This is a genomic window from Chitinibacter sp. SCUT-21 (genome assembly GCA_041874755.1).
GTDB lineage: Bacteria > Pseudomonadota > Gammaproteobacteria > Burkholderiales > Chitinibacteraceae > Chitinibacter.
On the sequence record CP102611.1, the window covers coordinates 854,571 to 869,072 of the forward strand.

Consider the following 14,502-nt stretch of genomic DNA (forward strand, 5'->3'; position numbering starts at 1 on the left):
CAGAGCCATAGCCAAGCGATACGGCGCAAAGAATCTAAGCTGACCTATATCAAGTTCCACCCCCTGAATGCAGCATAGTCTTGAGGCTAAACCCTATGCGATTCAGGAGCAGCAATCATGAGTATCACCAGCGCCCTACTTCAGCAACACCGTCATTGCGATGATTACTTGGCCCAAGCCGAAGCCACTGCACGTGCGGGGCAATGGAGCGATTGCCAAAAACTAACAAGCATTTTTTGCCAAACTACGCTGGCACATTTTGCGCTTGAAGAAGATTCACTGTTTCCAGTATTTGAGCAAGCCAGCGGCATGATCGGTGGCCCAACCCAAGTGATGCGCAATGAACATGCCCAAGCGCGCGATTTGATGCAGGGGCTGCAAGAAGCCGCTGCGCAACAAGATAGCGATGATTTTATCGGCTGCGCCGAAACGCTATTACTGCTATTGCAGCAGCACAATATGAAAGAGGAAAACATCCTCTACCCTATGTGCGATCGCACCATTCCGCATTTGGCCGAGGAATTTGCCTAATGAGCGGCCAGCGCGATTTACGTGGCCTTGCGCCGCCCGAGCCGATGGAGATCATCTTGCAGTGGCTCGATGCCGCCAGCGCAGGCGAGCAAGCGCAGTTTCATTTACCGCACACGCCCTTCCCGCTGTACGAACATTTGCGCCTACGCCGCTGCCATTGGGAATGCGCAGCGCAAAGCGATGGCTCAGCCATCTTAACGGTGTTCCGAGATTAGGCCATGTTCCTGCCCGAATTTAGCCTGCCAGTGCGAATACCGCTGCGTTTTTTTCGCACCGCACCGTGGTGGTTGGCACTCAGTGCGCTGCTGTTGCTAACGCTCGACGCCGATCAATGGCAGCAACGCTTTGCGCCGCCGATGCTGGCGATCACGCATCTGCTCGCCTTAGGTTTTTTGGGCAATATCATGCTCGGCGCGCTATTGCAGGTCAGCGCGGTACTGACTGGCGTTCGCGCCAAACATGCGCCGTTTTGGGGGATGGCTTTGTGGCTGGTGCTGCAACTCGGAACGGCGATGTTGGCCTTAGGGCTATGGCAGATGCAGCCCGTTTTGTTGCAAGCCGCAGCAGCGATTTTATTCTGTGGCTTGATCAGTTTGGCGCTGTGGCTGTTGCACCGCTTTTGGCGCTCGGGTACTCGCAGTGTATTAAGTTGGCCGGTCATCGGCCTAGGCCTCACTGCGGTGAGCGGCACACTACTAGTGGGTATCTTAAGCTACGGCTTTCCTGCCATAGGTTTGAACGAGATACTGCGCGCACATATTGTATTGGCTAGCATCACATGGCTAATTGCGCTGATTATCGCAGTGGCGTTTACCGTGGTACCGATGTTTTTGGTGGCGCCAGCATGGCCACAGGCTCTGAATCGCTGGCTGTTGCCTGCGCTGCTGCTGTGCGCATTGGCGGCGGTGATGGATGCGCGTGGGTTGACGATATTGTGCTTACCCATCTTGGCGTGGCTGTTTGGCCTGCTGCGTTTGCTGCAAAACAGCCAGCGCCGCGCCGATCCAGCGCGTTATTTATGGGGCTGGGGCGCAGTTAATATGGCGCTGGTGCTGGCGCTGCTACCGTGGCTAGTAGACGTGTCCGACACTGCATCGATCCTAATGGCAGGCCATTTTGTCTTGGCAGGTGTGCTGCCGATCATCACGGCGATGTTGGCGAAAATTATTCCGTTTTTATTGTGGCTGGATTATCGCTTGCAAGTGCCTAGCGGTGGCAAGCTGCGCCATATGGGGCAATTATTTCCGGAGCGCTGGTTAAAGCGTTTGGCCTATTTGAGCATTGCAATGGGTATTACCTTCTGGCCATTATTTCAATTAACTTTCAAAGCAATACCCATTATTATTTTGCTCTATGCTGGCGCCATCGCCTATTGCCTGCGCCGCAGCGTGCAAACACAACAGGTGGCGATTGTTCAGGCAAAAACGCTTTCAGCTCAGACTAGCAATCAACCCAAATAGCGCTGCACCAAATGCGCTTTGAAATAGGCTGGATTGAGCGCTTCGCCAGTCGCGCGCGTAATCAATTCCCCCGTTTCCCAACGGCTGGCTTGCGACCAAATATGCTCATTCAACCAATCAAAAATCGGCGCTAAATCGCCGGCCGCGACACGCTGGTCAAGATCAGCAAACTGCTGGCGGATTTTGGCAAAGTATTGCGCCGCATACATCGCGCCTAGGGTGTAGCTTGGGAAATAGCCAAAACTGCCATCGGTCCAGTGAATATCTTGCAAGCAGCCATTTTTATAATTGCCACGGGTATCGACGCCCAAGTATTGCTGCATTTTTTGCTCCCACAGCGTGGGAATATCGTCAGCCTCGATTTCACCATCAATCAGCGCGCGCTCGATTTCATAGCGCAAAATCACGTGCGCAGGGTAAGTTAGCTCGTCAGCGTCGACGCGGATAAAGTCGGGTTTCACGCGGGTATAGATTTTGGCCAAATTCTCAACGCTAAACGCTGCTTGCTCGCCCAAATGTTGGGTAATTAAAGGCTGAATCAGCGCCAAAAATGCCGGGCTGCGCCCGAGCTGCATTTCAAACGCCAAGCTCTGGCTTTCGTGTACCGCCATCGAACGCGCGCGCCCCACTGGTAAATGCGCGGTGGCGCTGGGCAAGTTTTGCTCGTAACGCGCGTGGCCGGTTTCGTGCACGATGCCCATCATGCTTTGCGTGAAATCGTCTTCGGTATAGCGCGTGGTAATGCGCACGTCTTCGGGTACGCCGCCGCAAAATGGATGGTGCGACACATCCAAACGACCGCGCGTAAAATCAAAGCCGAGCTTTTGCATCACGTCCAAACCCAGCTCGCGCTGCGCGGCAATGCTGAACGGCCCTTGCGCGGCCAGCGTGCTTTCTTGCGCTTGTTTCGCCATTACCTGCTGGATTAAATCAGGCAGCCATTGCTTGACGTCGCCAAAGATGCGATCGAGCTCAGCGCACGTCATGCCCGGCTCGTATTTATTCATCAGCGCTTCATACGGCGTTAAGCCGCTGTGCTTGCTTAACAGCTGCGCCTCTTCACGCGCCAAGCGAACCACTTCGCGGAAATTGGCCAAAAAGCCGTCCCAATCATTATTCGCCCGTTGTGTGCGCCACGCGTGCGAGCAATGCGAACCGGCTAGGGTTTTGGCTTCGACCAATTGCGCCGGCAATAAATTAGCGTGTTCCCACTGGCGCACCATTTCACGCAAACTCGCTTGCTCGTCGGCGCTTAAATTCTCGGTTTTCGCCGCAGCGATGGTATTGGCCAAAGCCGGATCGGTCAGCGTGTTATGAATTAAAACGCCCAACTCAGCCATCGCCGCACCACGTGCGTCGTTGCCACCTTCTGGCATCATCGCCGCCTGATCCCAACCGGCTAAAGCCATTAAATGTTCATAGCGATAAATTCGAGTAAATGTCGCCAACAAGGCTTGATATGCACTTTGATTCATTCAATTTCCTTTTCCTGCTTTCTCAATCATCAGAATTAAAACAAGGCAAAACCATCAATCATACCGCCAGCAATAATGATCAGATTGGTTGCCGGCCTACGAAAACAAGGCCCAAAACGCAACAAATATTTACAATAAAACACAAATAAATTTACTTTAAACGAAATATTAAAATAAGCTATTGAAAAATAAATAAAACCCACCTTGCTAGCAATTACTGTGGTGGCTACGGTGACAACCCAAATCCAATCCCACTATTCATGAGAGTCAATATGATGAAAAAGCCCTATCTAATTGCCGCCTTATGCACACTCAGTTTGACACAAGCCCAAGCGGCAGGACTCTATTTATATGAAATTGGCTCTGAAGATTTGGGTTTGGCCAGCGCTGGCGCTGCAGCACGCGCAATGGATTCGAGCACGATATTTTCCAATCCAGCAGGCTTAACACGCATCGACGGTGATCGTGTGGATACGGGTTTACAACTTTTATTCGGCAATACGAGTTATCACATCACTGATGGTGTTGCCAGCGGCGATGATCCAGGTAATGTACTGCAACCATTTCCTGGTGGCAGCTTATTCTATAGTCACTCGGTCAATGAGCGTTTAAAAATTGGCTTGGGGTTTTGGGGCAATTTTGGGCTTGCACTACATTATGGCGATTGGGCAGGCTCAGCCTTGGTTAAAGATGCAACTCAGCTAGCTTTAACGATACAACCAACCATCGCTTACCGACTGAATGATCAATGGTCGATTGGTGGCGGCATCGGTATCAACTATGGCTATTTTGCGCTAAATCGATCAACCGCCCGTGGGGAAGCGCTGGAAAACGATCATGATTGGGAACCCAACCTAAGGGTTGGCTTGCTGTTTGAACCCAATACCGCCACACGATTTGGCCTCAATTACGCAAGCCAAGCCAAGTATGATTTTCAAATCAACCCGAATGTTACTTTCCAGCTACCCGCAACAGGGCAGATTCATAACATCAGTATTCCACTCGAAACCCAAGTCAATGCCCCTCAGCAGTTAATGCTCAGTGCCTATCATCAAGTAGCACCCGAGTGGGCCATCATGGGTAATGTGGGCTGGCAAGATTGGTCGGCATTTAACCACAATCAAAGCGCCATTTATGGTGAGGTCATCGCCTCAAAACCACTCTACCAAGACACTCTTCATCTCGCGGTGGGTGCGCAATATCAAGCCAATTCTCAATGGCGTTACAACTTTGGCATGGCCTACGATAGCAGTATGTATAAGGATCAGTCACAAGGCGTGCTAACCACGCCATCAGGGGAAACTTGGCGATTTGGTACAGGCTTAACCTATCAATTAGATCAGGTCAGTACATTGGGTTTTGCTGCAGAATATGCACGTGTTCAAAGTAATAAAGCACCAAATCATCTTTTTGGCGGCGAGTTTGACACTGGACATTTATATTTCCTTAGCAGCCAATATTCACGCAAATTCTAAGTTGTTGCCCTGCTTTCACCAAGGCCGAGCAGATTACTCGGCCTTTGTTCTATAGCAATTCGCCAACCACTTCATCCAACACTCCACGGTCTGAATCTATTAAGTGTGCTGGCGCTAATTTTGACGCAAACAATAAAGAGGGCAATGGGCAATTGCACGACTGCCCACAAATACCCCACCAATGTAACAATATAAAGACCTTATTAATAATAAATCTAGTAGATATACCCCATCAAAGGGCATCCAGCTTGGCCAAATAGATTTCAGCTTGCGCCAATGTAGCCGCTTGTTCAGCTGTGGATAGTTTGCCCCAGCTGCGATACGTCATGGCAAGGCGCGGATTGCGTGCTAGCCGATCAGCATGGCGGTGATGGAAATGCCAGTACAAACTATTCAAGGGGCAAGCCATCTCACCGTGGCGCAATTTCGGTTGATAGGCACAGCCTTTGCAATAGTCGCTCATTTTGCTGATATAACTGGCCGAACCTGCGTAGGGTTTGCTGCCCAGTAAACCGCCATCGGCATACTGGCTCATGCCACGGGTATTGGGCAACTCGACCCATTCAAACGCATCGATATATATACCCAAGTACCACGCATCCACCTGATCGGGATCGATGCCGGCCAGGAGCGCAAAATTGCCGGTGACCATCAAGCGCTGAATGTGATGCGCGTACGAGAGCGACAAAGACTGACTAATCGCGTGCTGAAGGCAGGCCATATTGGTCTGCCCAGTCCAATACCAAGCCGGTAAATCGCGCTGGTGCGAGAGCACATTCAGTTGGCGATACTCAGGCATCCGTGCCCAATACACGCCACGCACAAATTCGCGCCAACCCAGAATTTGCCGCACAAAGCCTTCGACCGTTGCTAGGCTTACCGCGCCTTGTTGATACGCCGCGAGCGCGGCCTGAATCACCTCCATCGGGTGCAAGAGCTTGAGATTGAGCGCAAACGATAGCCCGGCATGAAACAAGGTGGGCGAGGCGCGGCTCATGGCGTCTTGATAAGCGCCGAAATGGGGCAAGGCGTGCACAATAAAATGCTGCAACCACGCTTGCGCCTCACGTCGGCTAAGCGGCCAATTGAATGCAGCCGCTTGCGGCTCGCCCAGCGTTGTGACCCCAGCCGCGACGATCTCGTCCCACAGCGCTCGCAAATCATGTTGCGGCTGCGGCCAGCTTGGTGCAGGCGGATTGCCCGGCCAGCGTTGCCGATTGTCTGCATCAAAATTCCATTGCCCACCCAGGGGCTGGCCTGCGGCATCGAGCAAAATCTGGTATTGCCGGCGCATCGCGCGGTAAAAAAATTCCATTCGTGGGATTTTTTGCGCAAATTGCGTGCTGATCTGCGCTTGATCGGCGAGAAAATGTTCGCTATCTACAATCTGATGCTGTACTCCACAAGTAGCGGCAAATTCGCGCAAGTGCTGTGCCACCCGCCATTCATCCGGCTGCTGCCAAGCGAGTTCCGTGATTTGATGCCGCTGCATCAAGGCACTTAGATTGGCGGCAAAACTCTGACGATTTTCCGCCGCGCCCAAGCTGATGTAATGCACCACAAATCCCGCCTGCGCCAGCGCGCAAGCAAATCCGCGCATCGCCGCGAAGATGCCCAAAACTTTTTGTGCATGATGCCAAACGTAATCGGTCTCGCTGCGAATTTCCATCAGCACATACAGCGTATCGGCCTGCTCGCTTGCGTCACGAAGCCAAGAATGGCGCGCATTAAGCTGATCGCCCAAAATCAGCCGCAGGCGGCGAAAAGATTGCCCAGCGGGGGCTTGAGGCAATTTAGCCGCGTTCATCAGCAACTCCCTGAGCTCGCGCACTCGCTGCACAACGCTGGCTGCAATACTTAACCTGCTCCCAATCGCGCTGCCATTTTTTACGCCAACTAAATGGCCGCTGGCAAACTGGGCATATTTTGCTCGGCAACTGAGCTTTCGCCGATACCGCTGCGCGGGATGGTTTACGGTCGGGCATCATTTTCCATAACTGAATAGTAGGTTTCGAAATTCACCAAATCGCTGAAGATGTTGGCTTGATTGCTTGCAAAATAGGTCTAAGTCCATCGAAAATTACGTAGGAATATATACACCCAATTGCCGCTCCACCTAAATAAAACTTAGCGTATCAAAACATCCCCTACATCAAACAGATCCTGATCTAAATGAGTATCTAATCTGAGCTATTGGCCAGCTTAAAGTCATACGCTCCCACTCGGCTAAGTCCATCTGAATTGTAAACAAATCATGACACACCTTACACTGGAGCTTATCATTATGAAATACTTATTAAGCAACACTCAGGAATCCTCGTATGGCAACGCTTATCCCTAGTTTAAACACCTGTCTACCCCGCATGACTTCAGGGGAAAAGCGCTTTGCTCGCCGATTGGAAGCATTGCTAGAAGAAGATTATTTGTGTTGGTATGACGTAACGGTTGGAGTTAAACGACGCAGGCCCGATTTTCTGATTTTAAATCCTTACCGAGGCTTATTGGCTCTGGAAGTCAAAGATTGGAAGCTATCGAGCATTCTTCGAATTGACCCCCACATTGTTGAATGTGATTTCAACGGCCAATATAAAAAGGATGTCAATCCGCTGCTAAAAGCACGGGACTTCATCAATGTCACGATTGATCTACTGAAAAAAGACCCGCTTTTAATCAACCCCGCAAACAGCCGTTATGCCGGAAAGTTAGTTATGCCCTATGGCCACGGTTTAATTCTGGCCAACATCACCCGCAAAGATTTTAATGAGGCGAATTTGGCCGATGTGCTACCTGAACATTTGGTGATTTGTCAGGATGAGATGACCGAATCGGCCGATGCAGAAGCTTTTCAAAAACGTTTATGGGACATGTTTTTGCACCCTTTTCCTTGTCAACTGACTTTGCCTCAAATAGATCGAATTCGGTGGCACCTCTTCCCAGATGTACGAATTGTTTGCCGTCAAGGTAGCTTATTTGATGCCGATCCAGCTGAAGCAGCAGCCGAAACCTTGGCCATTCCAGACCTAATTCGCGTGATGGATTTACAGCAGGAACAGTTAGCACGTAGCCTTGGTGACGGTCATCGTGTTATTCATGGCGTTGCAGGATCAGGCAAAACCATGATTTTGGGTTACCGAGCAGAATATTTGGCCAAAAATGCTAGCAAGCCAGTCTTAATTCTTTGCTACAACAAAGCCTTATCCGAAAAGCTAAAACATTGGATGGCTCAAAAAGGCTTATCACAACAAGTGAGCGTGCAAACATTTCATAGCTGGTGTGGTGAAATGGCGCGCACTTACCTATTACCCAAATCCAAAGCAAGACCCTTTAGCGATGAATATTGGCAAGAAACCATACAAGGGGTAATTGATGGAGTTACACGCAATGAAGTGCCCGCAGGGCAATACTCCGCCCTATTGATCGATGAAGGGCATGATTTCAAACCTGAGTGGTTACGCCTTGTGGTGCAAATGGTCGATCCGAGCAGTAATTCCCTACTAATGCTCTACGACAGCGCGCAGGATATTTACCAAAAGTCGAGCAAGCGCCAATTTACTTTTTCTAGCGTCGGCATACAGGCACGTGGGCGCACTACGATATTGAAATTGAATTACCGAAATAGTGCTGAAGTACTCGGCGTAGCTTATGAATTTGCTCGCGATTTACTCTCGGCACAAGATGCCGAAGAAGACGGTGTACCCTTAGTCCTGCCGCAAACCGCAGGGCGACGCGATATGGTGCCTGAATTTATTCAGCTACCAACCTTTAATGCGGAACTTGAAACCATCTCGAAAAAATTAAAGCACTGCCAAGAGCAAGGTATTGAATGGCGCGATATGGCCGTGTTGGCGTATTTTAATTATCAACTTGATGCTATTCGTGAATACCTCACACGCTCACAGATTCCGGTACAAACTGGGCCGCAGGATACTGCAAATGGCGTCTCTATACTCACGCTACATGCCAGCAAAGGCCTTGAATTTCCCGTAGTTGCAATTGCAGGTTTGGGTAGTTTACCCCATCAAAAAAGCGATGAAACCGAACAAGCACGCGTATTATATGTAGGCATGACGCGTGCGATGAATCAGCTTTATCTAACTGCGGATCGCGAATCGGTATTTGCCCAAAAAGCACGAGCCGCCTGCGACAAAATTGCCGCCTAAAAAAAGCCCGCATTTCTGCGGGCTTTTGATTCGAAGAGCATTGAGCTAATTATTCCCACTCAATCGTCGCAGGTGGTTTGCCGCTTACATCGTATACCACGCGATTCAGGCCACGCACTTCGTTGATGATGCGGTTTGATACACGCCCCAACAAGCTGTATGGCAATTCGGCCCAGTGGGCGGTCATGAAGTCGCTGGTCACGACTGCGCGCAATGCCACCACGTAGTCATACGTACGTCCATCGCCCATTACGCCGACTGATTTGACAGGCAGGAATACCGCAAACGCTTGGCTGGTCAGGTCATACCAGTTTTTGCCAGTTTTTTCGTCCACGGTATTGCGCAGCTCTTCGATGAAAATCGCATCCGCGCGACGCAGCAGGTCGGCGTATTCCATTTTCACTTCGCCAAGGATACGCACACCAAGGCCTGGGCCTGGGAATGGGTGGCGATAGACCATTTCTGGTGGCAAGCCCAGCGCCACGCCCAGCTGACGTACTTCATCTTTAAACAACTCGCGCAGTGGCTCAAGTAGTTTCAAGTTCATGTCTTCGGGCAAGCCGCCGACATTGTGGTGGCTCTTGATCGCGTGCGCTTTGCCGGTTTTCGCGCCCGCTGATTCGATCACGTCTGGGTAAATCGTGCCTTGGGCCAACCATTTTGCCGTCGTCAGTTTGCCTGATTCTTGCTGGAATACTTCAACGAACTCGCCGCCGATGATTTTGCGTTTGCGTTCAGGATCGGTCACACCAGCGAGTTTGCCCATGAACTGTTCAGTCGCGTCAACGCGGATTACTTTCACGCCCATATTGCGCGCGAACATATCCATCACCATATCGCCTTCGTTCAGGCGCAACAGGCCATGGTCAACAAACACGCAGGTCAGTTGATCGCCAATCGCGCGGTGAATCAGCGCCGCAGCAACCGATGAATCGACGCCGCCCGACAGACCAAGGATGACTTCTTCATCGCCCACTTGTTCGCGGATTTTTTTCACCGCTTCTTCGATGTAGTTTGGCATCGTCCACGATGGCGTGGCATCGCACACGTGCAGCACAAAGCGGTGGATCATTTCAGTGCCGCGTTTGGTGTGCGTTACTTCTGGGTGGAACTGTACGGCGTAGAATTGGCGTGCTTCATCGGCCATGGCTGCGATTGGGCAAGATGGCGTTTCGGCGATCACGTTAAAGCCGACAGGCAGCGCCGTTACTTTATCGCCGTGGCTCATCCACACATCGAGGAAACCATTGCCTGCTGCGTCAACGCGGTCTTGCAGGCCTTCGAATAATTTTGAGTGATGACGCGCTTGGATTTCGGCGTAGCCAAATTCGCGCTTGTCGCCCGATTCAACTTTACCGCCCAAAGTTTGCGCCATGAACTGCATGCCGTAACAGATACCGAGAACTGGAATACCCAATTCAAATAATTTTGGATCTGCTTGGTAATCCGACTCGTACACCGAGTTCGGGCCGCCGGACAAGATAATGCCCTTCGGGTTGAATTCTTTGATGAAATCGAGCGTCACATCGAACGGGTGCAGTTCACAATACACATGCGCTTCGCGCACGCGACGGGCGATCAGCTGCGACACTTGCGAGCCGAAATCAAGAATCAGGATCTTATCCATACCGATTTTTCCAGTGGGTTGGCGGTAAAACGCGCCATTTTACCGCGCTATTGAGCCAGATGCGAGTCGCAATGCCAAATGGCTGGATAGCTAGAGGGGTATTGGCCTGAAGATCTCACTGCAAGAAAGCCTCAGACCAATACATCGGCGGGTATTATTTCTCGATCACGCCACGAATTAACTGATCAATCGTAGGCAAGGCTTTGGCCGCTTCGGCGTGATTAACGATGGCGACCACAGCCCAGTTTTTGCCGCTACGATCTTGCACATAACCAGCGGCCGCGCGCACGTCGCGCAAGGAGCCTGTTTTGATGTGCGCCTCACCAGCTTTATCGCCAAGGCGTTTTTTCATTGTGCCGTCCAAACCAATTAGCGGCAGTGAGCTAATGTATTCGGCGGCGTACGGGCTGCGTGAAGCGGCAACGAGTAAATCGGCCAAATGGCGCGCGCTGATTTGCTCTTTGCGCGAGAGGCCAGAGCCGTTTTCCATCACCAATTCTGGCCACACCAAACCGGCGGATTTCAGGCCAGCTTGAATCGCCGCAAAGCCCGCTTCGTCAGTATTTGGTTTCGATTGGCCGATCTCGGCGCCCAAAGTGAGGTAGAGCTGGCGCGCCATTAAATTATTGCTGTATTTATTAATGTCGCGAATATTGCTCACCATATCGGGCGAGCGCGTTGATGCCAACACCACGGCCTTGGCCGGTGTGACGCCGTCTTCGGTTTGGCCAGAGCCTTTACCGCCGGCTTGGTACCACAAATACCAAAACAGCGCCGATGTGTACGATTTGGCCGTTAACACCGGCACATAGCGCTCGGCTTTGCAGCCCGCTGGCATTTCGCCGACGTATTGCACCAAAAATTCAGAGCCGCTCACCTCGCCCATGCGCTGCTGCACGCGCTTGGCCCACGCCGCACAACTGCCGCCCTCGCCCAACGCCAATTGATTACTCACGCGCACCTGATTCAGCGGCGGCTCGGCGCGCAAAATGACGCGCTCGCCAGTCGAATCAAAGGTCACGCGTTGCGTGCGAAAATTACTCATTAGCGCATCGGGCTCGACCATAAACGCGCGCTCGGTTTCGCTGTCGTCGTCATATTGCTCAAGAGCTTTGCTGCGCTGAAAATAGCTGCCATCGAGCACCAAGGGGCCGCGAATATCCTCAACGCCCGCCGCTTTCAAATCCCGAATCCACAACCACATCCGCTCGATTGTTAGTTTCGGGTCGCCCTTGCCGCGCAAATACAGCGGGCTATCGAGCACGCCTTTGACCGGCGCTTGATTGGCGAGCAAATCACTTTGCCATTGCCACGCGGGCCCAAGCTGATGCAAACCAGCCCACGTCGTGACCAATTTCATCGTTGACGCTGGGTTACGCGGCTGGTTTTCGAGATGGAACTGCCCGCCTTTGCCGCCATCGAGTGGCACGATGGCGACGCTAATCGCTTCACTAGGAATACCGGCGGCTTTGAGACTTTGCGCTACTTTGGCGGGCAATTCGGCTTGCGCCACGCCTGCGAGCAAGGCAGAACAGAGCGCAACTTTTAGGTAGTGGGATTTGATCATCGGTGGTCTCGTTAGGGCTATTTAGCCGCTTGGCGCGCTTTCCACGCCAGATGGGCTTGTCGATATTCGTTCATTTCTTCGGCGTATAAATCAAAAATGCACGGCGAGCAGGCGCTGTTGCAGCAGGCCTCCAGCGGCGGCTCGATCGGCGGTTGTGGCTCTGGATCATGCTTGCTGTCTTGCGCTGCCGCCACATCAGCAATGGGCAACTGTTTATTTTCTTCCATCTTTCTAACCTAAAATCGGGCGCACTCACTCAGACAAATATCGAATCTGATAGAATCGCGCCATGGCCTATCAAGTACTCGCGCGCAAATGGCGCCCTAAAACATTCGCCCAACTCGTTGGGCAAGAGCATGTGATTAAAGCACTGGCAAACGCGTTTGCCAGCGAGCGACTACACCATGCGTATTTGTTAACCGGCACCCGCGGTGTGGGCAAAACCACGATCGCGCGGATTATGGCCAAGGCGCTCAATTGCGAAACGGGCATTACGTCCGAGCCATGCGGCGTGTGTTCAGCGTGTACGCAAATCGACGCTGGTCGCTTTGTAGACTTGCTCGAAATCGACGCGGCATCAAACACCGGCATCGACAATATTCGCGAAGTCTTGGACAACGCACAATACTCGCCGACCGCGGGGCGCTTCAAAGTGTACATCATCGACGAGGTCCACATGCTGTCCAAATCAGCATTCAACGCGATGCTGAAAACCTTGGAAGAGCCGCCTAGTCACGTGAAATTTATTCTGGCGACGACCGATCCGCAAAAAGTGCCGATTACGGTGCTGAGCCGTTGCCTGCAGTTTTCCTTGCGCCAGATGACACCGCAGCAAGTCTCTGGCCACCTGAATAAAGTCCTCGAAGCCGAGCAAGTGAAATTTGAGCCGCTGGCGCTCAATCTGCTCGGCCACGCGGCCAATGGCTCGATGCGCGATGCGCTCTCCCTGCTCGATCAAGCGATTGCGCACGGTGCAGGTCAGGTTGAAGAAGCGGGCGTGCGCGCGATGCTCGGCGCGGTGGATCAAAGCTATTTATTCGACTTACTCGACGCGCTTGCTGCGCACGATGGCCCGCGTTTGCTGCAAACGGCGGATGCGATTGCGTCTCGGGGTTTGTCGTACGAGGCCGCTTTGCACGAGCTGGCGAATGTTTTGCATCAAGTCGCGCTAACGCAAGCGGTACCGAATGCTTTGGCCGATGATTTGCCGCAGCGTGGGCAAATCTTGGCCGCAGCGCAGGCTTTAAGCCCAGAAGACACGCAGCTGTATTACCAAATTGCGCTGCACGGCCGCCGCGATTTGCCGCTTGCGCCGGATGAATACGCTGGCTTTACGATGACACTGCTGCGGATGCTGGCCTTTGCTCCGGCGAAGCCGGAGCAAGTCAATCAAATGGTCTCTCCAGCGAAGCCGGAGCAAGTCAGTGGAAATATCTCTCAGGCCAAGCCAGAGCAAATATGCGGAAATATCTCGCCAGCGCAGCCAACAGCGAGTGCCGCACCAAGCCCAGCGGCGCCAACGAATAGCGCCAGCGCATCTGTTCAATCTGGAGCTACGCCACAGGGAAAGCCTGAACAGGCTGCGCAGACGATAGCTGCTCGCGAGCCTGTGCCAGCGGCTGCGCCCAAAGCAGAACCCGCACCAAGTTACGCGGATTTAGAGCCGCCACCATGGCACAGCGAGGCGGCGGAGGCGATTTATCAGGCGAGCGAGCCTGCGCCTCAGTATGTTGCAGAGCCAGCACAAGCAGTACCAGTGCTTGAATCAGCGCCCAGCGCATTACCAGTCCGTGAAAATAAACCCGCCGAGCCATTTAATGGCGATTGGCGTGGTTTAGTGGTTCAACTCAAACTCGGCGCCGCAGGTATGCTGGCGCAGAACGCGCAGCTTATGGGCTACAGCGATATACATATTGATTTACAGGTGGCAGAAGAACATCGCGCGGTCGCAACGCGCGATTATCAAGACAAATTACGCAGCGCACTGTCTGAGCATTTTGGCCGCGAGATCACCGTCAACGTCAATATTGGCGAGATTGCTGGAGAAACACCTGCCATTATGTTGGTGCGCGAAAATGCCGCGCGGCAGGAAACCGCCGTCGCGGCGATTCAAAATGATCCATTTATTCAAACCTTGGTGCGCGATATGGGCGGCACGATCGACGCAGCGTCGATCAAACCGCTGTAATTGCACCATTCTTTAGTTA

12 protein-coding genes are annotated in these 14,502 nt (G+C 52.3%); 6 read left to right on the forward strand and 6 right to left on the reverse strand.

Annotated elements, in window-relative coordinates; all coding sequences use genetic code 11:
* Positions 1 to 117: 117 nt before the first annotated feature.
* From NT239_03930 to NT239_03940, 3 genes are read left to right on the forward strand one after another with little or no spacing between them, the layout of a single operon-like run.
* Positions 118 to 531, forward strand: a complete 414-nt coding sequence (locus tag NT239_03930) for a hemerythrin domain-containing protein (GenBank protein ID XGA72004.1) — start codon at positions 118 to 120, stop codon at positions 529 to 531.
* The gene (locus NT239_03935; protein XGA72005.1) at positions 531 to 746 is read left to right on the forward strand and encodes a DUF2249 domain-containing protein; all 216 of its coding nucleotides are present in this window, start codon (positions 531 to 533) and stop codon (positions 744 to 746) included. The genes NT239_03930 and NT239_03935 overlap by 1 nt, the downstream gene beginning before the upstream one ends.
* 3 nt (positions 747 to 749) lie before the next feature.
* Complete coding sequence (locus NT239_03940) at positions 750 to 1,991, forward strand: hypothetical protein (protein ID XGA72006.1); 1,242 nt, start codon at positions 750 to 752, stop codon at positions 1,989 to 1,991.
* Here the strand turns inward: NT239_03940 and NT239_03945 are convergent.
* Positions 1,979 to 3,466, reverse strand: a complete 1,488-nt coding sequence (locus tag NT239_03945) for a carboxypeptidase M32 (protein ID XGA72007.1) — start codon at positions 3,464 to 3,466, stop codon at positions 1,979 to 1,981. The genes NT239_03940 and NT239_03945 overlap by 13 nt on opposite strands.
* Before the next feature lie 272 nt (positions 3,467 to 3,738).
* On the opposite strand from NT239_03945, the gene NT239_03950 reads away from it, so the two are divergent.
* Complete coding sequence (locus NT239_03950; GenBank protein XGA72008.1) at positions 3,739 to 4,941, forward strand: outer membrane protein transport protein; 1,203 nt, start codon at positions 3,739 to 3,741, stop codon at positions 4,939 to 4,941.
* Between the two features lie 232 nt (positions 4,942 to 5,173).
* Here the strand turns inward: NT239_03950 and NT239_03955 are convergent, their stop codons facing one another.
* Both NT239_03955 and NT239_03960 read right to left on the reverse strand, forming a co-directional pair.
* A complete protein-coding gene (locus NT239_03955) occupies positions 5,174 to 6,748 on the reverse strand; it encodes a cryptochrome/photolyase family protein (GenBank protein XGA72009.1) in 1,575 nt (524 codons plus the stop codon).
* Complete coding sequence (locus NT239_03960; GenBank protein XGA72767.1) at positions 6,735 to 6,926, reverse strand: DUF2256 domain-containing protein; 192 nt, start codon at positions 6,924 to 6,926, stop codon at positions 6,735 to 6,737. The genes NT239_03955 and NT239_03960 overlap by 14 nt, the downstream gene beginning before the upstream one ends.
* A 336-nt stretch (positions 6,927 to 7,262) precedes the next feature.
* On the opposite strand from NT239_03960, the gene NT239_03965 reads away from it, so the two are divergent.
* Complete coding sequence (locus NT239_03965) at positions 7,263 to 9,101, forward strand: NERD domain-containing protein (protein ID XGA72010.1); 1,839 nt, start codon at positions 7,263 to 7,265, stop codon at positions 9,099 to 9,101.
* A gap of 49 nt (positions 9,102 to 9,150) precedes the next feature.
* Here NT239_03965 and guaA read toward each other — a convergent pair whose 3' ends face one another.
* The 3 genes from guaA to NT239_03980 form a co-directional block, all read right to left on the reverse strand.
* Positions 9,151 to 10,734, reverse strand: a complete 1,584-nt coding sequence (guaA, locus tag NT239_03970; protein ID XGA72768.1) for a glutamine-hydrolyzing GMP synthase — start codon at positions 10,732 to 10,734, stop codon at positions 9,151 to 9,153.
* 148 nt (positions 10,735 to 10,882) lie between these two features.
* A complete protein-coding gene (dacB, locus tag NT239_03975; GenBank protein XGA72011.1) occupies positions 10,883 to 12,295 on the reverse strand; it encodes a D-alanyl-D-alanine carboxypeptidase/D-alanyl-D-alanine-endopeptidase in 1,413 nt (470 codons plus the stop codon).
* A 17-nt stretch (positions 12,296 to 12,312) separates the two neighbouring features.
* A complete protein-coding gene (locus NT239_03980; protein ID XGA72012.1) occupies positions 12,313 to 12,522 on the reverse strand; it encodes an oxidoreductase-like domain-containing protein in 210 nt (69 codons plus the stop codon).
* A gap of 62 nt (positions 12,523 to 12,584) precedes the next feature.
* On the opposite strand from NT239_03980, the gene dnaX reads away from it, so the two are divergent.
* The gene (gene dnaX / locus NT239_03985; protein ID XGA72013.1) at positions 12,585 to 14,483 is read left to right on the forward strand and encodes a DNA polymerase III subunit gamma/tau; all 1,899 of its coding nucleotides are present in this window, start codon (positions 12,585 to 12,587) and stop codon (positions 14,481 to 14,483) included.
* Positions 14,484 to 14,502: the final 19 nt, after the last annotated feature.

Coding starts and splice junctions, on each gene's coding strand:
- NT239_03930 (XGA72004.1), top strand. CDS start 118: ATGAGTATCACCAGCGCCCTACTTCAGCAACACCGTCATTGCGATGAT.
- NT239_03935 (XGA72005.1), top strand. CDS start 531: ATGAGCGGCCAGCGCGATTTACGTGGCCTTGCGCCGCCCGAGCCGATG.
- NT239_03940 (XGA72006.1), top strand. CDS start 750: ATGTTCCTGCCCGAATTTAGCCTGCCAGTGCGAATACCGCTGCGTTTT.
- NT239_03945 (XGA72007.1), bottom strand. CDS start 3,466: ATGAATCAAAGTGCATATCAAGCCTTGTTGGCGACATTTACTCGAATT.
- NT239_03950 (XGA72008.1), top strand. CDS start 3,739: ATGATGAAAAAGCCCTATCTAATTGCCGCCTTATGCACACTCAGTTTG.
- NT239_03955 (XGA72009.1), bottom strand. CDS start 6,748: ATGAACGCGGCTAAATTGCCTCAAGCCCCCGCTGGGCAATCTTTTCGC.
- NT239_03960 (XGA72767.1), bottom strand. CDS start 6,926: ATGCCCGACCGTAAACCATCCCGCGCAGCGGTATCGGCGAAAGCTCAG.
- NT239_03965 (XGA72010.1), top strand. CDS start 7,263: ATGGCAACGCTTATCCCTAGTTTAAACACCTGTCTACCCCGCATGACT.
- dacB (XGA72011.1), bottom strand. CDS start 12,295: ATGATCAAATCCCACTACCTAAAAGTTGCGCTCTGTTCTGCCTTGCTC.
- NT239_03980 (XGA72012.1), bottom strand. CDS start 12,522: ATGGAAGAAAATAAACAGTTGCCCATTGCTGATGTGGCGGCAGCGCAA.
- dnaX (XGA72013.1), top strand. CDS start 12,585: ATGGCCTATCAAGTACTCGCGCGCAAATGGCGCCCTAAAACATTCGCC.